We start from the raw sequence: 21,899 nt of genomic DNA, 5'->3' as shown, positions 1-21,899 counted from the left end.
CCCCCCCCCCCCCCGACCCGCTCGAACGCCGCCCGCAGCGCCTCGGGCGGCCGCAGCCGGCCGTCGGGTTCCAGGGCGGCCGACGCCGGCAGGTGCACCGCACCGGGGACGTGGCCGGGTCGTGGGTCCACGGGCTCGTGCTCACCCCGGTACCGGCCGGCCTCGCGGGCGTCCAGCAGGACCGGGCGACCGTCGGTCGCGCCGGCCAGGTCGACCAGCAGGTCCTGCGGCCAGGGCCGGACCTCGGGCGAGGTGCGCGCGCGGTGCACCTCACCCTGCTCCCAGGGCCCCGGCCACGCCGCGGTCCCGCCGTCGAGCAGGGCGGCGCGCCGGCCGGTGGCCCGCAGCAGCCACACCAGCCGGGCCGCCACGCGGCCACCGGCGTCGTCGTAGGCCACCACCAGGTCCTCGTCACCGATCCCGGCGGCCGCGAGCCCGTCGGTGAAGTGCTCCGGCGAGGGCAACGGGTGCCGGCCGTCGTCGGGCCCGCCCGGTCCGGTCAGCCACCGCTCCAGGTCGAGGAACACCGCCCCGGGCAGGTGGGCCTGCTCGAAGGCCGCCGTCCCGGAGCGGCCGTCCAGGTACCAGCGCACGTCGACGAGAACGGGGGAGGGCCGCAGGTCCGGGAGGTCGGCGGCACCGACCACCGGTGGGGGGAGCGTGGTCACGGTGCCCACGCTACGACCGGCGGGCCGCCGCCGACCGGGTGACCCCCGCGAACCGATTTGCCCCCCGGACCAGATCGGTCCACCCTGAGACCATCATGGTCGCAAACGACACCGAGCTGGTCCGGACAGCCGCGCGCGCGGTCCGCCCGACGCCCGACGAGATCGACGCCGCCATCCTGGACACGGCGGCGGAGGTCTTCGCCCGGCACGGCTTCGCCGGTACGTCCGTGCAGCAGGTCGCCGACGCCGTGGGCTACTCCAAGACCGGGCTGCTGCGCCGGTTCCCGTCCAAGCAGGCCCTGTACGACGCGGTCGTCGACCGCATCGCGCAGGCGCTGGAGCAGCTGCGGCAGCAGGTCGCCGGGCGGGGCCAGGAGCGCCGGGCCGACGCCGTCGCGACGATGGCCTCGGCGGCGTTCGCCCACCCGGGCGGGGTGCTGCTCATGCTCGAGGCGCTGCGCGCCGGCTCCGACCTGCCGCACGCCGCACGGCTCCAGGACCAGGCCACCGTCTTCATCCAGGACATGACCGTGGGGCTCAGCGACGGTCGCGACCAGCTGCGGGCGGTCCTCGCGATCCAGCTCGTGGCCAACGCCGCGATGCTCACCATCACCCCCGACGCGCCCGTGTTCGACCTGACGACCGGGCAGGTGCACGACCTCGTGGTCGAGATCGCCCACGACGTCCTCGGTGCCCCCGCCACCGCCTGAGCCGCACCCCCGAGCCGCACCCCTGAGCTGCCCGTCCCGAGCCGCACGTCCTGACCCGCACCCCCACCCGCCGCCTCGCGGCCCGCACCTCCGAGGACAGCCATGTCGTCGCTCCTGTACTCCTTCGGCCGCCTCGCCCACCGGCGCTGGCGCGTCGTGCTGCTGGTCTGGCTGCTCGTGCTCGGCGGGGCCGGCACCGCGGCGCTGACCCTGAACCAGGGCACGAGCAACGCCTTCTCGATCCCCGGCACCGAGTCCCAGGAGGCGCTGGACCGGCTCGGGGCCACGTTCCCGCAGGTCAGCGGGGCTTCCGTGCAGCTGGTCGCCCGCGCCGAGGGCGGTCTGGACGACGAGGCGGTGCTGCGCTCGGTCGAGCAGGTGGTCGAGCAGGTCGAGGCCGTGGACGCCGTCGCCGCCGTGCTCAGCCCGTTGACCGCCGACGGCACCCTGAGCGAGGACGCGCAGGTATCCGACGACCGGGACACCCTGCTGCTGACCGCCCAGCTGGACGTCAACCAGGACGGGGTCACCGACCAGCTGCGCGACGAGCTGTCCGCGGTGGTGGCCGACGCGTCGGGGCCGGAGGTGACCTGGGTCGCCGGCGGTGACGCGTTCGCCGCGCAGACCGTGGCGCTCAGCTGGGTCGAGCTCGTCGGTCTGGCCGTGGCCGCCGTCGTCCTGACCCTCACGCTCGGCTCGCTGCTCGCGGCCGGCATGCCCATCGTGGTCGCGCTCGTCGGGGTCGGCGTCGCGATGGCCCTGGTGTTCGCCTCGACCGTCGTGATCGAGCTGTCGAGCACGGCCCCCCTGCTCGCGGTCATGATCGGCATCGCGGTCGGCATCGACTACTCCCTGTTCGTCCTGGCCCGGCACCGCGACCAGCTGGGGGAGGGCATGGACCCGGAGGAGTCGACCGGGCGGGCCGTGGCGACCGCCGGCTCGGCGGTGGTGTTCGCCGGGCTCACCGTGATGATCGCCCTGGCCGGCCTGTCGGTCGCGCAGATCCCGTTCCTCACCGTCATGGGCGTCTCGGCGGCGCTGGCCGTCGCCGTCGCGGTGATGGTCGCCCTCACCCTGCTGCCGGGCTTCATGGGGATGGCCGGCCACCGGCTCACCCCCCGCCCCCGGGGCTCCCGCCGTGGCCGCCGCCCGGGCCCCGCGGCCGACGCCGAGGCCCCCGACCACCCGGGCCGCGACCACGCCGTCCGCCGCGCCGGTGGACCCGCCGGTCGTTGGCTGGCCGTCGTCACCTGGCGGCCCCTGGTCACCGTCGTCGTCCTGACCGCCGGCCTGCTCGTCGCGGCGCTGCCCGCCCTGGACCTGCGTCTGGCCCTGCCCGACGCGGGGACCGCGGCGGCCGACACCCCGGCCCGCACCACCTACGACCTGCTCAGCGACGAGTTCGGGGCCGGGTTCAACGGTCCGCTCATCGTGACGGGCGACATCGTGGCCAGCACCGACCCGCTCGGCCTCGTCGCCGACGTCCAGGAGCGGATCGAGGCCCTGGACGGGGTGGCCGCCGTGCCGCTCGCCACCCCCAACGAGGGCGCCGACACCATGATCGTCCAGGTCGTCCCCGAGGGCGCGCCGGCCTCCGACGAGACCCGCCGGCTGGTGCAGGACATCCGTGACCTGCGCGAGCCCCTCGCCGACGAGCTCGGGGTGGAGATCGCCGTCACCGGCGCCACGGCCGTGGCCATCGACATCTCCGACCGGTTGCTGCGGGCCCTGCTGCCGTTCGTGCTGCTCGTCGTCGGGCTGTCGCTGGTCCTGCTGGCCATGGTGTTCCGGTCGATCTGGGTCCCCGTGACGGCCGCGGTCGGCTACCTGCTGTCCATCGGGGCCGCGCTCGGCGCGGTCGTCGCGGTCTACCAGTGGGGCTGGCTCGAGGGCCCGCTGCACACCGTGGCCCTGGGGCCCGTCATCAGCTTCATGCCGATCCTGCTGCTGGGCATCCTGTTCGGCCTGGCCATGGACTACCAGGTCTTCCTGGTCTCGCGGATGCGCGAGCACTGGGTGCACGGCGAGGACGCCCGCGACGCCGTCCGCACCGGGTTCACCTCGGCGGCCAAGGTCGTGGCGGCGGCCGCGGTCATCATGTTCGCCGTCTTCGCCGCGTTCGTGCCCGAGGGGGACGCCACGCTGCAGCCCATCGCGCTCGGGCTCGCGGTCGGGGTGTTCGTCGACGCGTTCGTCGTCCGGATGACCCTGATCCCCGCCGTCATGACGCTGCTGGGGGAGCGGGCGTGGTGGCTGCCCGCCTGGCTGGACCGGCGGCTGCCGAGCTTCGACGTCGAGGGCGAGGGCCTCACGCACCAGCTCTCGCTGGCGGACTGGCCCGAGCCCGGCGCCGGACCGGGCGTGTCCCCGGGCGAGGTCGAGGTCCGTGACGTCGACCGCACCGGCTACCACACCCTGCCCGGACCGGTGTCCCCCCTCCCCCCCCCCCCCCCCCCCTCCCCCCCCCCCGGCGCCGGACCGGGCGTGTACCTGGGCGAGGTCGAGGTCCGTGACGTCGACCGCACCGGCGACCGCACCCTGCTCGGACCGGTGTCCGCCCTCGCCGCCCCCGGCAGCCTGCTCCTGGCCGTCGGTGGCGACCGGGCCGCCCGGACCACCCTGGCGATGGTGGTGGCCGGCCGGACGCCGCCCACCTACGGCGCCGTCAAGGTCGCCGGCGCGGTCCTGCCGCAGCAGGCGGCCTCCGCCCGACGCGCCGTCGCCCTGGTCCGCGCCGTGGAGGAGGACGACCTCGAGGTCGCCGTCACCGTGGCCGTGTCCGGACCGCGTCCGCCGGTCGTCGTGGTGGTCGAGAACCTCGAGCAGGCCGGCTCGCCCGAGGTCCGCCAGGCGGTCCTGGACCGGCTCGCCGAGGCCTGCCTGACCCGCGGCACCACGGCCGTCGTCACCGTCGCCTCGTACGAGGCGGACGGCCTCGCCCTGCCCGTCGACGTCCCCGTCACCTACCTGGACCTGTCGCCGCTCGTCGACGACGCACCCTCGGACGACGTCCTCGCCGACGACGCCCGGCTCCAGACCGTCGGAGGTCCCCGCTCATGAACCGCTCCACCACGTCCGGCCCGACCACCGGCCGCCTCTCGTCCCGCCGCGGCACCGCGGCCCGGGTCGCCGGGCTGGCCCTGGTCCCCGCGCTGGTCACCGCCGCCCTCGCCTGGGGGTTGTACGACCCGGTCGACGACCTCAACCGGATCGAGGCAGCGGTCGTCAGCCTCGACGAGCCCGTGGAGGTGGGCGGCGAGCTCGTCCCGCTCGGTCGCCAGGTGGTGGCCGCGCTGACGGCCGGCGTCGGGCTGGACGGCGAGCCGATCGAGGTCGAGGGGGCACCGACCGGCATCACGTGGACCCTGACCGACGAGGCCGGGGCCGAGGAAGGGCTGTCGAGCGGACGCTACGCCGCGGTCGTCACCATTCCCGAGGACTTCTCCGCCGCGGCGACGTCGCTGGGCGCCGAGGACCCGGACGACGCCAGCTCGGCCACGATCGACGTGGCCACCTCGGACGAGGGCCCGGTGGCCGACAGCGCGGTGGCCAGCGCCATCGGCGGCGTGGTCGCGTCCACCCTGGGCGACGAGCTCACCACCACCTACGTCGACAACCTCTACGTCGGGTTCTCCGACGTCGCCACCTCGTTGACCGAGGCGGCCGGCGGGGCGGGCGAGCTGCGAGACGGCGCCGGGCAGCTGACCGACGGGCTGTCGCAGACCGGTGAGGGGGCGGACTCGTTGGCGTCCGGCCTCGACGAGCTGAGCAGCGGGACGTCGCAGCTGGCCGACGGCACCGGTGAGCTGGCCGGCGGCGCCGGGGCCGGGGCGGACGGCGCCGCGGCGCTGGCCGACGGTCTGGACCAGCTGCGTGACGGCACCAGCAGCCTGCCGGCCGACACCCGCGCCCTGGCCGACGGCGCGGGCGGGGTCGCGGCGGGGACCGACGAGCTCGCGACCCAGCTCGGCCTGCTGGCCGACGGGCTCGACGAGGCGGCGGCCGGCGTCCTCGCCCTGCCGGAGGGGACGGGCACGCTCGCCGGCCTGGCCGGGACGGTCGACGAGGGCGTCGGTGGTCTGGCTGCCGGCACCGCCGGGGTGAGCGCCCTGGCCGGGCAGGCCCTGGACGCCTGCCAGGTCGGCGCGAGCCCCGAGTGCACGACCCTGCTGGCGCAGCTCGCCGCCACCGCCGACGGCGTCGCGGGCGGCGCGCAGGACCTGACCGAGGCCACGGGGGGTCTCGCCGCCGGCCTGACGGCGCTGGACGAGGAGGTCGCGCCGCTGCCCGAGGGCATCCGCGAGGCCGCCGACGGCGCGCAGGCCGCGGCCGACGGCACGTCGCAGCTGGCCGCCGGGGCCGGACAGCTGGCCGAGGGCACCGAGGCCCTGGCCGACGGCACCCCCGCCCTCGCGTCCGGCATCGCGCGGTCCGCCGACGGGGCGCAGGCCCTGGCGGAGGGGACCTCCCAGCTGGCCGAAGGGGTGCGTGAGGTCGACTCCGCCGTCGGCCGGCTGGCCGACGGCGCCACCGGTGCGGCCGAGGGGGCGGGCGAGCTCGCGTCCGGCACCGGCCGGCTGACCGAGGGCGCCGGCGGTCTGACCGACGGCGCCGACCAGCTCGCCACCGGGCTGTCGGATGGTGCCGAGCAGGTGCCGGTCTACGACGAGGCGCAGCGGGCGAGCCTGGCCGACGTGGTCGCGGGTCCGGTGGGGACGACGTCGGCCGGGACGGCGACGACGCAGGAGCGGGGCCTGGCCTACCTGGCCGTGCTCGCGCTCGGCATCGGGGCCCTCGTCACGTTCCTCGTCCTGCGACCGGTCCCGGTCCGCGCCCTGAGCAGCCGCTCGGGCTCGGTGCCGTTGACGCTGCGTGCGTTCGCCCCGGCGGCCGCGGTGGCGCTCGTGCAGGCCGTCCTGGTCGCGCTGGTGCTCGTCCTGACGCTCGACCTCGGCGCGGGCCGCGGGCTCGTGGTGGCCGCGGTCCTGCTGGTGGTGGGGCTCGCCCTGGCCGCGGCGAACCAGGCCCTGGCCGCGTGGCTGGGCGGGGCCGGACGGCTGGTGTCGGCCGCCGTGCTGGCGCTCAGCGTGCCGGTGGCCCTGGTCGGCACCGCACCGGGGGTGCTCGGGACCGTCGTGGGCTGGACGCCCGTGGCGGCCGCGGCCGACGCGATGCGGGCGGTCGTGCTGGCCGACGCGGCGGGCTCGGCCGTGGCCACGCTGCTGGTCTGGACCCTGGCGGCGCTGGGCGTCACGGTGCTCGCCGTGCGGCGGGTCCGCTCGGTCGCGCCGTCCCGGGTACGGCGCTTGACGACCCGGACCGCCTGAGCGTCCCCGGTCGTTCAGCGCGCCTTCACGGCCGACCCCGGGCCGGGGCGCGTCGGCGCCGCGCTGCTGGCCGGCCGGGTGGACATCGAGGCCCTGCCGGTCCGACTCCCCGGCGACCCGGTCCCGGCCGGCACGCGTGGACCGCGCCGCAGCGGGCACGGTGGGGGCATGGACCCTGCAGGCGGAACCGAGCGGCACCGCGTCGACGAGCCCATGACCGTCGAGGGCGCCCCGCCGGGACGCCGGGCGTCGACCCTGGCGGCCGGGGTCGTCGGCGTGGGCCTGATGGCGGCCGTCGACGAGATCGTGTTCCACCAGCTGCTGCGCTGGCACTCGTTCTACGACCGGTCGACCCCGGACGTGGCGATCATGTCCGACGGGTTGCTGCACGCGGCCGAGCTGGTGGCGTTGGTGGCCGGCGTCGTGTGGCTGCTGGACCTGCAGCGGGACGGCCGGCTGCACCGACCGTCCGCGGCCGCAGGGCTGCTGCTCGGTGCCGGGGCGTTCCAGCTGTTCGACGGGGTGGTCAACCACAAGCTGCTGCGCCTGCACCAGGTCCGCTACGACGTGGACCTGCTGCCCTACGACCTGGCCTGGAACGGGGCCGCGGTCGTTCTCCTCGGGCTCGGGGGCCTGCTGGCGTGGCGCGCCCGGGGCGGGCGCTGACCCGGTGACCGACCCGCTGGCGGCGCTGACGGCGCCGGTGCTGGTGAGCCTGGCGGCGCTGGGGTCCTACCTGCTCGCCGTGGTGCGGCTGCGGCTCGTCGGGCGGCGTCGGTGGCCGTGGCGTCGGACCGGCTGGGCGGTGCTGGCGGGGCTGACCGTCGCCGTGGCGGTGTCACCCCTGCTGCACGCGGGGGCGTCGGGGCACGACGGGCACGACGGGCACGACGGGCACGGCTCGGGCCCCGGGCCAGGGGTGGTCGGCGCGGGCACGGGGCTGCTGGACGGAGCCGTCGCGCACATGGTCCAGCACCTGCTGCTCGGCATGTACGCCCCGCTGCTGGTGGTGCTCGCCGCCCCGGTGTCCCTCGCGCTTGCGGTGGCCCCGCTCCGCTGGCGGCCCCGGGTGCGGGCCGTCCTGGGCAGCCGGGCCGTCGCCGTCCTCACCCACCCGGTGGTGGCCGCCGTCCCGGCCGTGGTCGGCATGCACCTGCTGTTCCTGACGCCGCTGTACCGCCTGAGCCTGGAGCACCCGTGGGTGCACCAGCTGGTCCAGCTGCACCTGCTGCTGGCCGGGTGCCTGCTCGTGCTGGCCCTCGTCGGCGGTGACCCGGTGCCGCCCCGCACCGGCCTCCTGCTGCGCCTGAGCGTGCTCGTCGTGTCCGCCGGCACCCACGCCCACCTGGCCACGCTGGTCTACGCGCGGGCCCCGCAGCTGCCCCCGGGCACGGGGTACGACGTCGTCCAGACCCAGCAGGCGGCGTTGTGGATGTACTACGGCGGCGACGTCGCCGAGGTGCTCCTCGCGGTGCTGGTGTGCGTGGGGTGGTACCGGGGCCGACGGCGGGGCCGGTCCTCGGATCCTCAGCTCCCCACCGGCCACACCTCGACCCGCAGGTCCGGCATCGGGAAGTCGCCCGGGTTGCCCGTGGCGAGGCCGGCGCCGATCGTGGCCGCACAGGCAGCCACGAGGCAGTCGGCCTGACGGAGCGTGACGCCGCGTGCGGCGTGGTCGCGTCTCCACCGCCCGGCGAGCTCGCCCTCGGCCTGCCGGACCGACAGCACGTGGAGACCCGCGAACAACGAGCGTGCGGCGCCGGCCTCGCTCTCCCGGAGGCCCCGGGCCACCTCCTCGACGTCGATCGCCGTGGTGAGCAGCGGCAGCCGTTCGCGCTGCAGGAGCCGCAGCCGCGCCACGGCCGGCCTGCCTCGCAGCACGTCGATCAGGACGGTGGTGTCCAGGACCAGCCCCGGCATCAGCCCGACCGCGACACGTCGGCCCGCTGGGCCCGGACCCACGCGGCGGGGTCGTCGTCCCAGTCGTGCCCGGTGTCGACGATGGCGCCGAAGGCCTGCTCCAGCGCCTCCGACCGTGCTCCGGGCGGCCCCGTGACCGCGACTACCGCCGGACCACCCCGCAGGCGATCCGGTCGCTGGCGTTGCCGGTCCGCTCGGTGAGGTCCAGGGCGGCGTCCCCGTTGGGGGTGTAGGCCGTCGGCGCGTCGCCCAGCGGGATGTTGCCGTAGTTGTCCGGCAGCGCGTGCACGATGACGGCGCGACCGACCACGTCCTCGGGCTCGAACCGGTCGGTGACGAACGTCGCGGTGGACCGGCCGCCCTCCTGCAGGTACACCACCGGCATGTCACCGGTGTGGTGGCCGTGGTCGGCGGCCGGCTCGCTCCAGTGCCCGTCCGCGGACACGAACCACGTGCTGGACGGCTGGTCGGGGTCCGCGACGCAGCCCGAGCCGTTGGCGGGGTCGTCGTTGGCGTGCACGTGGAAGCCGTGGAACGTGCCGCCGGCGGCGGCCAGGTCGGCGGGCATCCGCAACGAGACGACGACCCGGGTGCCCACCGGGTCGCGCAGGAACCGCACGCTGCCGACGCTGCGGCCGTCGAACAGCCGCATCGTCGTCACGTACCGCCCGCCGCGGGCGTCGTCGGCCGCGACCACCGCGGAGGTCTGCGCGGTCCCGGGGCTGCCCGTCAGGCCGGTGCGGTCCGCCGCCACGGACCCCCCGATGCTCAGGGCGGCTACCGCGAGAACTGCTGTCACCTGTCGCCTCATGCTGGACCTCTCCGTCGTGGTCGGTGCCGCTGCTCGCGACAGGGCGAGTGTGACTCCTGCCCTGACTGCTCACAACAGATGGCGGCTCCGGGCGGTCGCGTCCGGGGCCGGGGCGTGGCTGGGTCACACTTGACCGGGGCCGGCCGCCGGCCCACGACGACGGGGAGACGGTGTGAGCACAGGTCCGACGGACAGCACGACCGGTGTCGTCGACCCCCCGGTGCCGCCGGACAGCCCGCCCCGGCCACGGGGCGTGACGACGTGGGGCCTCGGGCGCACCGTCGCCTTCATCGCAGTCACGTCGCTGGCGCTGGCCGCGCTGGTGGGTGGGGTGGCGTTCGCCCTGCTCGCCCCGCTCCTGCGGGACGCCGGGCCGGGCGTCAACGCCGACGGCAGCATCGACGGCCTGATGACCTTCGACGGCCTGAGCAACCTGCACGTGGAGACCCCGGTCGACTACGAGCCGTCGCCGCCCGTCGGCGGCGACCACCTGGCCGTCTGGCAGGACTGCGGGTTCTACGACGCGGCCATCATCACCGAGGCGGGCGTCCACTCCCTCGAGCACGGGGCCGTCTGGGTCACCTACGACCGCACCCTGCCCGCCGACCAGCGGGAGCGGCTGGAACAGCTGGCCGCCGAGCACCCCTACCTGCTGGTGTCGCCCATGGCCGGGCTCCCGACCCCGGTCGTGGCCAGCGCCTGGGGGGTGCAGGTGCAGCTCCCGTCCGCGGACGACGAGCGGTTGCCGGCGTTCCTGCTCGCCTACCTGCAGGGTCCGCAGAACCCCGAGCCGGGGGCCCCCTGCTCCGGCGGGCTGTCGGGCACGGCGTCGCAGCAGTCACAGGTCTGACGCCGCCGGCTCACCCTGTCGGAGCGCGGGACGCCCGCGTAGTTTTGGGTCCGTGCACGCGCGACGTGGCGTGGGCACGAGGCGCCGGTTCCCAGCGGCGCACCCCGCCGACGAGGAGGTCCGCGCGTGAAGAAGCTCATCAACTCCCCGGAGTCCGTGGTCACCGACGCGCTCAAGGGCATGGCCGCCGCCCACCCGCAGCTCCGCGTCGACCACGAGAACCGGGTCGTCCTGCGGGCCTCCGGACCGGTGAAGGGCAAGGTCGGGCTCGTGTCCGGCGGAGGGTCCGGTCACGAGCCGATGCACGGCGGGTTCGTGGGGACGGGGATGCTGGACGCCGCCTGCGCGGGTGAGGTGTTCACCTCGCCCACGCCGGACCAGATGCAGGCGGCCACCCTGGCCGTCGACGGCGGCGCCGGCGTCCTGCACATCGTCAAGAACTACACCGGCGACGTCATGAACTTCGAGATGGCCGCCGAGCTGGCCGCCGCCGAGGGCGACGTGGAGGTGCGCTCGGTCGTCACCGACGACGACGTCGCCGTGCAGGACAGCCTCTACACCGCCGGCCGGCGCGGCGTGGGGGTCACGGTGCTGCTGGAGAAGATCGTCGGCGCGGCCGCGGAGGCCGGTCGTGACCTGGCCGCCTGCGAGGAGCTGGCCAGGACGGTCAACGGCAACGGCCGCAGCATGGGCATGGCGCTGACGAGCTGCGTCGTCCCCGCGGCGGGGACGCCCACCTTCACGCTGGGGGAGGACGAGTTCGAGCTGGGGATCGGCATCCACGGCGAGCCCGGTCGGGAGCGACGCAGGCTGGGTCCGGTGTCGGAGGTGGCGGAGCAGCTGCTCGAGCCGGTCCTGGCCGACCTGCCGGACGCCGGCGGGGCCCCGGTCATCGCCTTCGTCAACGGGATGGGCGGCACCCCCCTGATCGAGCTGTACGGGTTGTACGCCGAGGTGGTGAGGGTCTGCCAGGCGGCCGGGGTGAGCATCGCGCGCAGCCTGGTCGGGCCGTACATGACCTCGCTGGAGATGGCGGGGGCGTCGGTGACGCTGCTGCGCGCCGACGAGGACACCCTCGCGCTGTGGGACGCACCGGTCAGCACGCCCGGCCTGCGCTGGGGGCTCTGAACCGGTGGCAGCCGCCGACGTCGCGCACGTCGTCGACTGGCTGCGGCGGTTCGCCGCGGCCGTCGCCGAGCAGGAGAAGCACCTGACGGAGCTGGACCAGGCCATCGGGGACGCCGACCACGGCAGCAACATGCGTCGTGGCACGAGCGCGGTGGTGGCCGCGCTGGAGGACCCGCCCGCGTCGGTGGCGGCGGTGCTCAAGCTGGCCGGGATGACCCTGGTCACCACCGTCGGGGGCGCCAGCGGACCGCTGTACGGGACGTTCATGCTGCGGCTGGCGAGCTCCGCCGGTGACGTCGAGGAGCTGGACGCCGCCGGGCTGGGGGCGGCGCTGCGGGCGGGCCTGGACGGAGTGGTGGCCCGGGGCAAGGCCGCGGTGGGGGACAAGACCATGCTGGACGTGCTGTCCCCGGCGCTGGACGCCTACGACGCCGCCGTCGCGGCCGGCGCCGACGCCGCCGGGGCGGCTGCGGCAGCGGCCCAGGTGGCCCCCGGGCTGCGGGAGGCCACGGCCCCCCTGGTCGCGCGCAAGGGCCGGGCCAGCTACCTGGGGGAGCGCTCGGCCGGGCACGTCGACCCGGGGTCCGCCTCGACCACGCTGCTGCTGGAGGCGCTGGCGGACGCCCTGGCGGCGGGGTGAGCCGCGGATGAGCGCGGACGCCCGCGTCGGCCTCGTCGTCGTGTCGCACAGCCGCCACCTGGCCGAGGCCACGGTCGCGCTCGCGATGCAGATGGTCGCCGACGACCCGCCGCCGGTCGCGGTGGCCGCCGGCACCGACGACGGCGGCACCGGCACCGACGCCACGGCGGTGATGGCCGCGGTGGAGCAGGTGGGCGGGCCGGGAGGCGTGCTCGTGGTGATGGACCTGGGCAGCGCCGTGCTCAGCGCGGAGCTGGCGCTGGAGCTGCTGGGCGACCCGGGGTTCGAGGTGCGGCTCAGCCCCGGGCCGTTCGTGGAGGGGGTCGTCACCGCCGTCGTCCAGGCCGCGGGCGGGGCCGACCTGGCCGAGGTCGCGCGCGAGGTCGCCGCCGCGGGGCACGACAAGGGCGTCCACCTGGGCGGGACGGAGGCCCCGGACGGCCCGGACGGCCCGGACCCGGCAGAGGTGGCAGGGACTGCCGTCGTGGCGGAGGCCGAGGTCGTCAACGCGCACGGGCTGCACGCCCGTCCGGCCGCGGCGGTCGTGGCCGCCGCCCGCCGCCACGACGCCGACGTGCGGGTCAGCGACCTGACCACCGGCCGCGGACCGGTCGCCGCACGCAGCCTGCTCGGCCTGCAGGTGCTGGGCGCGGTCCGGGGCCACGTGCTCCGGTTCGAGGGGACGGGCGAGGGAGCGCGGGAGCTCGTCGAGGAGCTGGTGGCGGCGGTGCGCGCGGGGTTCGGCGAGGGGGCCGGGAGTGCGGCCGTCGAGGCGAGCGCCGCGGGCAGGAACGCGGCGCGCCCGGTCGAGGAGCCGCAGGCGCCGGGGGCCCTGCGGGGCGTGCCGGCCTCACCCGGGCGGGGTCACGGACCCGTCTGGTTCGCCGACGAGCTGCCGGCGCTGCCCGCGTCGGCGGCCGGCTCCCCCGGCGCGGAGCAGGACCGCCTCGACGCGGCGGTGGCCGAGGTGGCGGACCGGCTGGAGCGACGTGTCGCGGCCAGCACCGGCCAGCACCGCGAGGTGCTGCAGGCGCACCGGCTCCTGCTGCAGGACGAGGCGCTGCTGGGGCCCGCCACCGCGGCCGTGGCCGGGGGCGCCGACGCGGCCGTGGCGTGGCAGCAGGCCGTGGACGCCGTGGTGAGCGCCTTCGAGGGACTGGACGAGGAGTACCTGGCCGCCCGGGCCTCCGACGTGGCCGCGGTCGGGGCGCAGGTCCGCCGCGTCCTGGCCGGCGCGGCGCCAGGACTGCGACCACGCCCCGGCGTGCTCGTGGTGGACGACCTGGCCCCGGACGACGTCCACCTGCTGGCGCCCGACGTGGTCCGCGCCGTCGTCACGGTCCGGGGCAGCGCCACGTCCCACGCCGCCATCCTCGCGCGGGCCGCGGGCCTGCCGCTGGTCGTGGCGGCGGGCCCGGCGGTGCTGCAGCTGGCCGGGGGCAGCGTGCTGGCCGTCGACGGCGGCACCGGCGAGCTGGCGCCGGAACCCGGCGAGGAGCTGCTGCGCGGGTGGCAGGCGCAGACCGCGTCGGAGGACCTCGCCCGGACGGAGGCGCTGCGTCGGGCGCACGACCCGGCGGACACCCTCGACGGGGTCCGCGTCCACGTCGCGGCCAACGCGGCGGGGGTCCAGGACGCCCAGGAGGCCGCCCGTCAGGGTGCCGACGGGATCGGCCTGCTGCGCACCGAGCTCGTGTTCCACGGCCGGGACGAGGCCCCGGACGACGAGGAGCAGACCGCGCAGTACCTGGCCGCGGCGCAGGCGCTGGACGGGGCCCGGCTCGTCGTGCGGACCATGGACGTGGGGGGTGACAAACCGGTGCCCTACGCCGACCAGCCGGAGGAGGCCAACCCGTTCCTCGGCCTGCGCGGGGTGAGGCTGTCGCTGGCGCGCCCGGCGCTGTTCGCCGCCCAGCTGCGGGCCGTGGTCCGCACCGCGCTGCAGGCCCCGGTCGGGGTGATGTTCCCGATGGTCGCCACGGTCGACGAGCTGGTCCGGGCCCGGGCGGCGCTGCTGGCCGCCGCCCGCGAGGTGGGTGTGGCCGACGGTCTGCCCGCCGGCCTGGAGGTCGGCATCATGGTCGAGGTCCCGGCCGCGGCGCTGCGGGCGCAGCACCTGGGTCGGCTGGTGGACTTCGTGTCCATCGGCACCAACGACCTGACCCAGTACACGCTCGCCGCCGAGCGCGGCAACAGCCACGTCGCGGGCCTGGGGGACGCCCTCGACCCGGCCGTCCTGGCCCTGGTGGACCTCGTGTGCCGGCAGGTGGGGCCCCGGGTCCGGGTCGCCGTCTGCGGCGAGGTGGCCGCGGACCCGTTGGCCGCGGCCGTGCTGGTCGGGCTCGGGGTGCGCGAGCTCAGCGTGTCGCCCCGGTCGGTGCCGGGGACGAAGGAGCACGTCCGGGCCCTCGACACCCGGGAGACGGCCGACCTGGCCCGGCGCTGCCTGGAGCAGCCGGACGCCGCCGGGGTGCGTCGGTTGCTCGCGGGCGGGGGGTGACGAGCCCCTGCACCCGCGGCGAGGACCTTCGTCCCGGTGACGGCTCCCGGTGCTGCGTCATGCTTCGTCAGACGGGTTCGCAAGGGTGCGGCCCCGGATGGAGGTCATGATGGGCTACCAGACGGTCGTCGTCGGTTACGACGGTTCGGAGCACGCCGTCCGCGCGGTGGCTACCGCGGCCGACCTCGTCGCGGCGGGCGGCACGGTGCACGTGGTCACCGCGTTCCACCGTGAGCCGACGGGCGACCTGATGCGACGCCTCGAGCAGCTCCCGCCGGAGTACCGCTACGTCTACGACCCGGACGCCGCCGAGAAGGACAGGCAGTACGCCGCGCTCGTGCAGCTGCAGGGGCGAGGCGTGGCCTGCAAGGGGCATGTCGTGCCGGACGACGCGGCGACCGCCATCCTGGACGTCGCGCGACGTGAGGGGGCCGACCTCGTCGTGGTCGGCAGCCGCGGGCTCGGCGCGGTGACGCGGTTCCTGCGGGGGAGCGTCTCGTCCCGCGTCGCCGCGCACGCCCCGACCAGCGTGCTCGTCGTCCACGAGCCGGCTGCCGTCGCACCCGGGTGAGAAGCGCGGCCCGTTCTGACGGGCGGGAGGAGCACGTGATGGGACGGGACGAGGTCGCTGCGTGGGCGAGGCGGATCGCCGCGGCCCTCGCCCCGGGTACGTCCACGACCACCCCATGAGGTCGGGCCGGTTCCGCGGTCCCCTGGCCGTCGCGGGGGCCATCGGTCTGGCGGGCGCGGTGGCGTGGCACCGCTGGGTCACGCCCTGGCACCGGCGGTGGGGGGCCACCGACGAGGAGGCCGGCCTCCCGCTGCCCGGAGACGGGTTCGTCGAGGAGCCGTCCGGGCAGGTGACCCGGGCCATCACCATCGACGCCGAACCGGGGGCCGTGTGGCCGTGGGTGGTCCAGATCGGCGCCGACCGCGGTGGCTTCTACTCCTACGACTGGCTGGAGAACCTCTTCGGCCTGGGTATCCGCAGCAGCGACGTGGTCGTGCCCGAGTGGCAGCAGCGCGCGGTCGGTGACCTGGTCCTCGCGGACGCCAGGGGGACCGGCGGCTGGTACGTGATGGAGGTGGTGCCCGGTGAGGCGCTCGCGCTGCTGGTGGGCGACGTCCGCGCCGGCCGCCCCCTGCGCCGGGACGAGGGGCTCCGCTGGGAGTTCCTGTGGACCTTCGCGGTCCGGCCCGCCCCCGGCGGACGCGCCCGGCTGCTGGTGCGCGAGCGCGCCGGCTTCGGCTCCCGGCTCACGGCGCTGCTCATGTCACCCGTCGGGTTCGTCAGCTTCGTGATGACCCGCAGGATGCTGCGCGGGATCCAGGACCGGGCGGAGGCGGCCACCGGCGACGCCTGAGGACGCAGGACCGGGACCAACGTCACTGGAGGACGGGACCGGTCCGGCGAAGGCTCGACCGGGCGGGAGCTGCTCCGCGAGGTCGCCGCGCCGATGCCGGGAGATGACCGCATCCCCCGTCCGTCGGGCCTGGCGACACGCCCCATCGCCGTCGTTGCGGGTCGAGGCGCACGACGTCGCCCTGCTGCGACGCACGCTGCGTGGCCTGAAGAGGCGGGCCGAGCGGGCACCGTGACCGGCCGGGCCCGGCGCCCCACCGGCGTCGGACCGACGCCTAGGCGCCCGGGGTGGCGCGGGAGGCCGTGAGCGCGGCGAGGTCGGTGTCGGTGCGGTCGGCGTAGGCCATCGCGAAGTCGGCCACCGCGTCGGCGAACTCCTCCGAGGCCCCGAGGTAGCCGCTCACCACCGCGGGGTCCCCGGCGCGGGCGTGCGCCCGGGCCAGGACGGCGCCGCAGAGGCGTCCGTAGACGTCCATCGCGTCCCCGGCGAGGGTCTCGAGGGCGTAGCCACCCTTCATGTCCCGCAGCTGACGGACGTAGTAGTCACGCCGAGGGCGGGTCGTGCCGCGCGCCCACCCGAGGAACGGGTCGCCGGTGGCCTGCATCAGGCGCTGACCCACCACCACCCGTCGCCCCTCGTGAGCCACGTCGTCCCCGGTGAGGTACGGCTGCAGGACGGACCGGCCGGCCTGCTTGACCTGCAGCAGGAGGACGTCGCCGTCCCCGGACTCCAGCAGCAGCACCAGTGCCCGCGTCCCGACGCTGCCCACCCCCACGACCTTGTGCGCGAGCCCCACGAGCGCGAAGCGCGACACCAGCACCCGGGCGTCGACGGGCAGGGTGTCGAGGTACTTCCGGAACAGCACGCCGGCCCGGCGCAGCACAGCGGGCTCGGCCTCTGCGTCGACCGGCACCAGCAGCGGCGGCCGGGAGCGGAACCGCGGTCGACCGTCCAGCGTCTCGGTGAGCCTGCGCACGGCGACGTCGCCGAGGCTGCGGCGGGACGCCTTGGCGGCGCGCTTGGTGGCGCCGACCAGACCGGTGGCGGCGACGCGTCGGACGAGGTCGTCCACGTCGACCCGGGCGTACCAGACGTCCAGCGGTGTCATCGCGGCCAGGGCGGCCATGGTCGTGCGGTAGGACTCGACGGTGGCGGCGGCCGCCCGCCGGACCCGCTTGTCCTTGGCGCCCGCGCCGCGGGCCGCGACGGCCACGCTCGCGGCGAGCCGCTTCACGTCCCACTCGAACGGGCCGGGGTACGTCTCGTCGAAGTCGTTGAGGTCGAACACGAGCCGGCGGTCGGGGGAGGCGAACATCCCGAAGTTGGCCAGGTGCGCGTCGCCGCACAGCTGCACCTGGATCGTGCTGGTCGGGGTGCGGGCCAGGTCGTGGGCCATCACCGCGGCCGAGCCGCGCAGGAACGCGAAGGGCGAGGTGGTCATGCGTTCGTGGCGCAGGGGGACCAGGGCCGGTTCCCGCGCGTCCTCCTGGGCGCGGAGCAGCGCCACCGGGTCCCGCCCCTCCGGGGCGGCGGGCAGCTCGGCGTGCGAGGCCAGGGGTACCTCCTCCCGCCTGGCCTCGCCCGACGCGTGACGCTCGGCGCGGCTGCGGCGCCGGTCCGTCCACCGGTACGCGCCCGGTCCGTCCTCGGCGAGGTCGGTTGCTGCTGCGGACATGGTGTTCTCCTCCGGTGCCTGCGTCGGGTGCGGGGGTCGACCTCGGCCGGCCGCCGTGTCAGCGGCGGGACGCAGCCGTCCTCGCCGGCGGGCTGTGCGGCGAGGACGACTGCTGGGGCGGCACCGGAGGAGCGGGTGGGTGGGGCCCCGTACGGTCCGGGTCGGTCCTTCCCGTCGGCGGGGCGTGCCGACCGCCGAGGCCGACCGCGCCGGCGAGGACGAGCGCGGCCGCCAGGCCCAGGAGCACGACGCCACCGACGAGGGTGGGGACGGCGACCGGGGTCAGCTCGGGCAGGCGGGCCCCGACGTCGACCACGACGTCCACGCCCGGGGTCCCGTCGGCCCCGGCCAGCACGAGACCCCAGCGTCCGTCCGTCGCCGGCCAGGTCAGCTCCTGCGGGCCGGTCCCCTCCACCGAGGCCACCCAGAAGTCGGCGTCGGCGGGTGGCCCGGCCGAGGGCGCACCCTCCTGACGCTGGTAGAGGGCCGACCGGAACCCCAGCTCCTCGACCCGGTCGTGCTCGACGCCCTCCAGCCAGGGGTCGAGCGCCGACTGGGGGGCGATCCCGACGAAGACCTCTCCGCCGTCGGTCGCCGTGGCCCGGACGCGGAGGGTGCCCAGGCCCTGCGAGGACAACCAGTCCCCGGCCGCCGCGTCGACGTCCAGGTCGACGTCCTCGACACTGATGACCGCGGTCGGGCTGGACAGCGTCCGTTCGGGGGCGGTGGTGTAGCCGTCGGGGTCGCGTTGGGCGTCCACGGCGAGCGCCGTCCCGCCGAGGGCCACCAGGCCGGCGCCGGGGACCAGCAGCAGGAGCCCGGTCACCAGCGCGACGACCGCGCCGACCCCGCCCGACCGGGCGCCCGTCGGTCCCGTCCCGCCGGCACCGGGTCCACCGGCGCCGTCGGCGGCTACCGGTCGCGTGGGCGCGCCCGCAGGCTCGGACCGCGGGACCGCCGTCGGGCCGGCAGGCCCCGGCCCCACCGGCGGCACGACGTCGGCGCCGCCCTGGTCGAGCCGGAAGGGTGGGTAGGCGTCGGTCATCAGGGCCGCGTACGCCAGGACCCGCAGGACCCAGCGGTCCAGGCCGAGCACCAGGTCGAACAGCCCTCGCGGGTACCGGGCGGTGAACAGCAGCGCGACCCCCGCGAAGAGCACGAGCAGGCCCAGCAGACCGCCCGCGCCGACGGACCAGCCGCCCGGGTCCTGCTCGGCGGCGTCCGCGACCACGAAGGCGCTGCCGGTGACGACGGCCAGCACGAGGTAGTGCGGCAGGGCCAGCAGCCACCACTTGACCAGCACCAGTCCCCGGGACAGGCGCTGCGGGTAGGGGATGTCGAGGGTGGCCGGGTAGTCCGCGGCCTCGGACAGGGTGAACGGTGGGTAGCGGTCGGTGCCCAGGGCGCTGTAGCCGTAGTAGGAGACCCGCCAGCCCCAGCGGAGGACGCCCAGGTTGAAGTGGAACAGGCGACGCGGGTAGCGGCCCGTCACCAGGATGGCGACGAAGGCCACGACCGTGACGAGGACGAACGCCACCCACAGGAACGCGAGCACGACGTAGTGCGGCAGGAGCAGGACCCACTTCACGAGCCAGAGCCACCGGCTCAGCGGCTCCTGGAGGTGCGCGTGCACCAGCACCGGTGCGCCTGGGTTGCGAACTGGCCCTGCAGACATCTCGGCTCCCCAGCCGGTCCTCCTGCCTCGCGCCGACCCGTTCGGCGCAGCGGAGGCCTACCCGCAAGCACACACCTCACGGGTCGTCGGTGGGACGGGACGAAGGTCCTGAAGATCGGCCCGACGCGTGCGCGGGACGGCGCGACCTGCCGACCGGGGCCCGGGCCGCCCGGCCCGTCGCCGAGCGGGCCCTAGGTCCCGGTGGGCGAGGCCGGGGGATGTCTAGCGTCGTGGGGTGGACCTCACCGGTGGTCGTGGCGCCGTGCTGCTGTTCGTCTCCGTCTCGGGGCTGCTGCTGGCCGGCGGCGGGCTGTGGCTGCTCGGCGACACCGGTGCGGCCGGGCTGACGTGGGCGGTCGCGGCCGTCGTGGGGCTCGTCGTCTCGCTGGCGACCACCGCCCGGGCCGTGGCCCGGCGCCGTCCCTCGGTGGACGTCATCGCCGTCCTCGCGCTGGGTGGGTCGCTGGCGGTGGGTGAGCCGCTGGCCGGGGCCGTGGTGGCCGTGATGCTCGCCAGCGGGCAGCTGCTGGAGGCGCGAGCCACCGCGCGTGCCCACCGCGAGCTGCGGCTGCTGGTCGCCCGGGCCCCGCGCCGGGCCCGCCTGGTGCGGGACGGGACCGTCACCGACGTCCCCGTGGAGCAGGTCCGCCGCGGCGACCGTGTCCTGGTCGGGACGGGTGAGGTCGTCGGCGTCGACGGCCGGCTGTGCGGGCCGACCGCGCTGGACGAGTCGGCGCTGACGGGGGAGCCGCTGCCGGTCGACCGGGGCACCGGTGACGACGTGCGCAGCGGCGTGGTGGTCTCAGGAGCGCCGGTGGAGCTCATCGCCACGTCGCTGGCCGAGGAGTCCACCTACGCGGGCGTCGTGCGCCTGGTGGCCCAGGCCCAGGCCGGCAGCGCCCCGCTGGTGCGCACGGCCGACCGGTTCGCCGTCCTGTTCGTGCCGCTGACCCTGCTGCTCGCCGCCGCGGCGTGGGCGTGGAGCGGGGACCCGGTGCGTGCCGTCGCGGTGCTCGTGGTCGCGACCCCGTGCCCGTTGCTGCTGGCCGCGCCCATCGCGATCATGTCCGGGTTGTCACGGGCGGCCCGGCTCGGCGTCGTCGTCAAGGGTGGTGGGGCCCTGGAACGGCTCGCCTCGGGCCAGGTGGTCCTGTTCGACAAGACCGGGACCCTGACGCAGGGGCGCCCGGAGGTGAGCGGCGTCGTCTCCGGCCCCGGGGCCGACGCCGACGAGGCGCTGCGTCTGGCGGCCTCGCTGGACCAGGTGTCGCCTCACGTCATGGCGGGGGCCGTGGTGTCCGCGGCGGCGGCCCGCGGCCTGGGGCTGACGCTGCCCACCCTCGTGCACGAGGAGCACGGGGCCGGGTTGCGGGGCGCGGTGGACGGTCACCGGTTGAGGATCGGGAAGGCGGTCTGGGCCAACGGCGACGGTCCGGCGCCGGCGTGGGTGGACCGGGCACGTCGGCGGGCCGACCTCGACGGCTCGCTCACCGTCTTCGTGTCGGTGGACGACCGACCGGCGGCCGTCCTGCTGCTGGCCGACCCGTTGCGCCCCGACGCGCCCCGGATGGTCCGTGCCCTGCGCGGGGTCGGGTTCGAGCGGGTCGTCCTGCTGACGGGGGACCGGCTGTCCACGGCCCGCTCCGTGGGGCGGCTCGTGGGGGTGGACGAGGTGCTCGCCGAGCGCGACCCGACGGCCAAGCTCGCCGCCATCCGGGCCGAGGGCGGCGACCGCGTGACGGTGATGGTCGGTGACGGCGTCAACGACGCGCCGGCGCTGGCCGCGGCCGACGTGGGCGTGGCCCTCGCCGCCCGGGGCGCGACGGCCTCCTCGGAGGCGGCGGACGTCGTGCTCACCGTCGACCGGGTCGACGCCCTGGCCGACGCCGTCCTGGTGGCCCGGCGGTCCCGCACCATCGCCCTGCAGGCGGTGTGGGTGGGCATGGGGCTGTCCCTGGTGGCCATGGTCGCGGCCGCCGGCGGGCTGCTGGCCCCCACGGCCGGCGCCCTGGTGCAGGAGATGATCGACGTGCTGGCGATCGGGATCGCCCTGCGGGCCGTCCTGCCCGGCCGGGTGCACACCGTGCGGATGAGCGGGACCGACCAGGACACGGCCGCCCGGCTCCGCCTGGAGCACGACGCGGTGTCCCGCGTGGTGGAGCAGGTGCGCACCACCGCCGACGCCCTGTCCGAGGACACCACCGACCTCACCGCCGTGGCTGCGCTGCTGGCCGAGCTGGAGGCGGTGCTGCTGCCGCACGAGCGGGCCGAGGAGAAGGACCTGCTGCCCCTGCTCGCCCGGGCCGTGGGCACCCCCCTGGCCACGGTGGGTCTGAGCCGCACCCACGCCGAGATCGAGCAGCAGGTGTCCACGCTGCGGCAGATGCTCCTGGGCGGCGCGGTCGAGGGGGCCACCGGCCCCGACGGCCCGGCGCGGGCGCCGCAGGTCCTGCGGACCCCTGACGCCGAGGACGTCGTCGAGCTGCGGCGTCTGCTGTACGGGCTGTACGCGGTGCTGCGCCTGCACGAGGCGCAGGAGGAGGAAGAGGTGTTCAGCCTGGTCCCGGTCCCACGCACCCGCAGGAAGGACGACCGCCACGGCCCGGACCGCAGCTGAGGCCGCCCGGCGGG

At 76.4% G+C, this 21,899-nt stretch carries 16 protein-coding genes and 1 pseudogene; 12 read left to right on the top strand and 5 right to left on the bottom strand.

Features of this window, described 5'->3' with window-relative positions:
* Nucleotides 1-668: sulfurtransferase (locus ACR80Q_RS05450; RefSeq protein ID WP_435376562.1), on the bottom strand; the 668-nt coding region annotated here is incomplete at its 3' end.
* 95 nt (nt 669-763) lie between these two features.
* Here ACR80Q_RS05450 and ACR80Q_RS05445 point away from each other — a divergent pair.
* The 5 genes and pseudogenes from ACR80Q_RS05445 to ACR80Q_RS05425 form a co-directional block, all read left to right on the top strand.
* Complete coding sequence (locus ACR80Q_RS05445) at nt 764-1,378, top strand: TetR/AcrR family transcriptional regulator (RefSeq protein ID WP_435376561.1); 615 nt, start codon at nt 764-766, stop codon at nt 1,376-1,378.
* A gap of 102 nt (nt 1,379-1,480) precedes the next feature.
* Complete coding sequence (locus ACR80Q_RS05440) at nt 1,481-4,438, top strand: MMPL family transporter (protein ID WP_435376560.1); 2,958 nt, start codon at nt 1,481-1,483, stop codon at nt 4,436-4,438.
* On the top strand, nt 4,435-6,705 hold the full coding sequence (locus ACR80Q_RS05435) for a YhgE/Pip domain-containing protein (protein ID WP_435376559.1): 2,271 nt from the start codon (nt 4,435-4,437) through the stop codon (nt 6,703-6,705). Before ACR80Q_RS05440 ends, ACR80Q_RS05435 begins: the two co-directional genes overlap by 4 nt.
* 168 nt (nt 6,706-6,873) lie before the next feature.
* Nucleotides 6,874-7,371 (top strand): DUF2243 domain-containing protein, encoded by a 498-nt coding sequence (locus ACR80Q_RS05430; RefSeq protein ID WP_435376558.1) that lies wholly within the window; start codon nt 6,874-6,876, stop codon nt 7,369-7,371.
* 298 nt (nt 7,372-7,669) lie between these two features.
* Nucleotides 7,670-8,191: pseudogene (locus ACR80Q_RS05425) on the top strand (cytochrome c oxidase assembly protein); the annotation flags it as partial.
* 41 nt (nt 8,192-8,232) lie between these two features.
* On the opposite strand, the gene ACR80Q_RS05420 reads toward ACR80Q_RS05425, so the two are convergent.
* Both ACR80Q_RS05420 and ACR80Q_RS05415 read right to left on the bottom strand, forming a co-directional pair.
* A complete protein-coding gene (locus ACR80Q_RS05420; RefSeq protein WP_435376557.1) occupies nt 8,233-8,625 on the bottom strand; it encodes a type II toxin-antitoxin system VapC family toxin in 393 nt (130 codons plus the stop codon).
* A 142-nt stretch (nt 8,626-8,767) separates the two neighbouring features.
* Entirely contained in the window at nt 8,768-9,436 is a 669-nt protein-coding gene (locus ACR80Q_RS05415) for a superoxide dismutase family protein (protein ID WP_435376556.1), read from the bottom strand.
* Between the two features lie 172 nt (nt 9,437-9,608).
* Between ACR80Q_RS05415 and ACR80Q_RS05410 the strand changes: the two genes are divergently transcribed.
* The 6 genes from ACR80Q_RS05410 (at nt 9,609) to ACR80Q_RS05385 (ending at nt 15,918) form a co-directional block, all read left to right on the top strand.
* Complete coding sequence (locus ACR80Q_RS05410) at nt 9,609-10,286, top strand: thioredoxin-like domain-containing protein (RefSeq protein WP_435376555.1); 678 nt, start codon at nt 9,609-9,611, stop codon at nt 10,284-10,286.
* A gap of 126 nt (nt 10,287-10,412) precedes the next feature.
* Entirely contained in the window at nt 10,413-11,414 is a 1,002-nt protein-coding gene (dhaK, locus tag ACR80Q_RS05405) for a dihydroxyacetone kinase subunit DhaK (protein ID WP_435376554.1), read from the top strand.
* Between the two features lie 4 nt (nt 11,415-11,418).
* Entirely contained in the window at nt 11,419-12,054 is a 636-nt protein-coding gene (gene dhaL, locus ACR80Q_RS05400) for a dihydroxyacetone kinase subunit DhaL (RefSeq protein ID WP_435376553.1), read from the top strand.
* A 7-nt stretch (nt 12,055-12,061) separates the two neighbouring features.
* On the top strand, nt 12,062-14,554 hold the full coding sequence (gene ptsP / locus ACR80Q_RS05395) for a phosphoenolpyruvate--protein phosphotransferase (RefSeq protein WP_435376552.1): 2,493 nt from the start codon (nt 12,062-12,064) through the stop codon (nt 14,552-14,554).
* 97 nt (nt 14,555-14,651) lie between these two features.
* Nucleotides 14,652-15,125 (top strand): universal stress protein, encoded by a 474-nt coding sequence (locus tag ACR80Q_RS05390; RefSeq protein ID WP_435376550.1) that lies wholly within the window; start codon nt 14,652-14,654, stop codon nt 15,123-15,125.
* 115 nt (nt 15,126-15,240) lie between these two features.
* Nucleotides 15,241-15,918 carry an SRPBCC family protein gene (locus ACR80Q_RS05385; protein ID WP_435376549.1) on the top strand — a complete coding sequence of 226 codons (678 nt, stop codon included), beginning with the start codon at nt 15,241-15,243 and terminating at the stop codon, nt 15,916-15,918.
* Between the two features lie 274 nt (nt 15,919-16,192).
* Here ACR80Q_RS05385 and ACR80Q_RS05380 read toward each other — a convergent pair whose 3' ends face one another.
* Both ACR80Q_RS05380 and ACR80Q_RS05375 read right to left on the bottom strand, forming a co-directional pair.
* On the bottom strand, nt 16,193-17,593 hold the full coding sequence (locus ACR80Q_RS05380; RefSeq protein ID WP_435376548.1) for a DUF2252 domain-containing protein: 1,401 nt from the start codon (nt 17,591-17,593) through the stop codon (nt 16,193-16,195).
* Nucleotides 17,594-17,651: 58 nt separating this feature from the next.
* On the bottom strand, nt 17,652-19,232 hold the full coding sequence (locus ACR80Q_RS05375; RefSeq protein WP_435376547.1) for a DUF4389 domain-containing protein: 1,581 nt from the start codon (nt 19,230-19,232) through the stop codon (nt 17,652-17,654).
* 271 nt (nt 19,233-19,503) lie between these two features.
* Between ACR80Q_RS05375 and ACR80Q_RS05370 the strand changes: the two genes are divergently transcribed.
* Nucleotides 19,504-21,885, top strand: a complete 2,382-nt coding sequence (locus tag ACR80Q_RS05370; protein WP_435376546.1) for a heavy metal translocating P-type ATPase — start codon at nt 19,504-19,506, stop codon at nt 21,883-21,885.
* Nucleotides 21,886-21,899 lie beyond the last annotated feature (14 nt).

The organism is Aquipuribacter aurantiacus, assembly GCF_051216895.1.
GTDB lineage: Bacteria > Actinomycetota > Actinomycetes > Actinomycetales > JBBAYJ01 > Aquipuribacter.
Note: the sequence above shows the minus strand (reverse complement) of the source record. Positions and strands in the feature narration are given on the sequence as shown.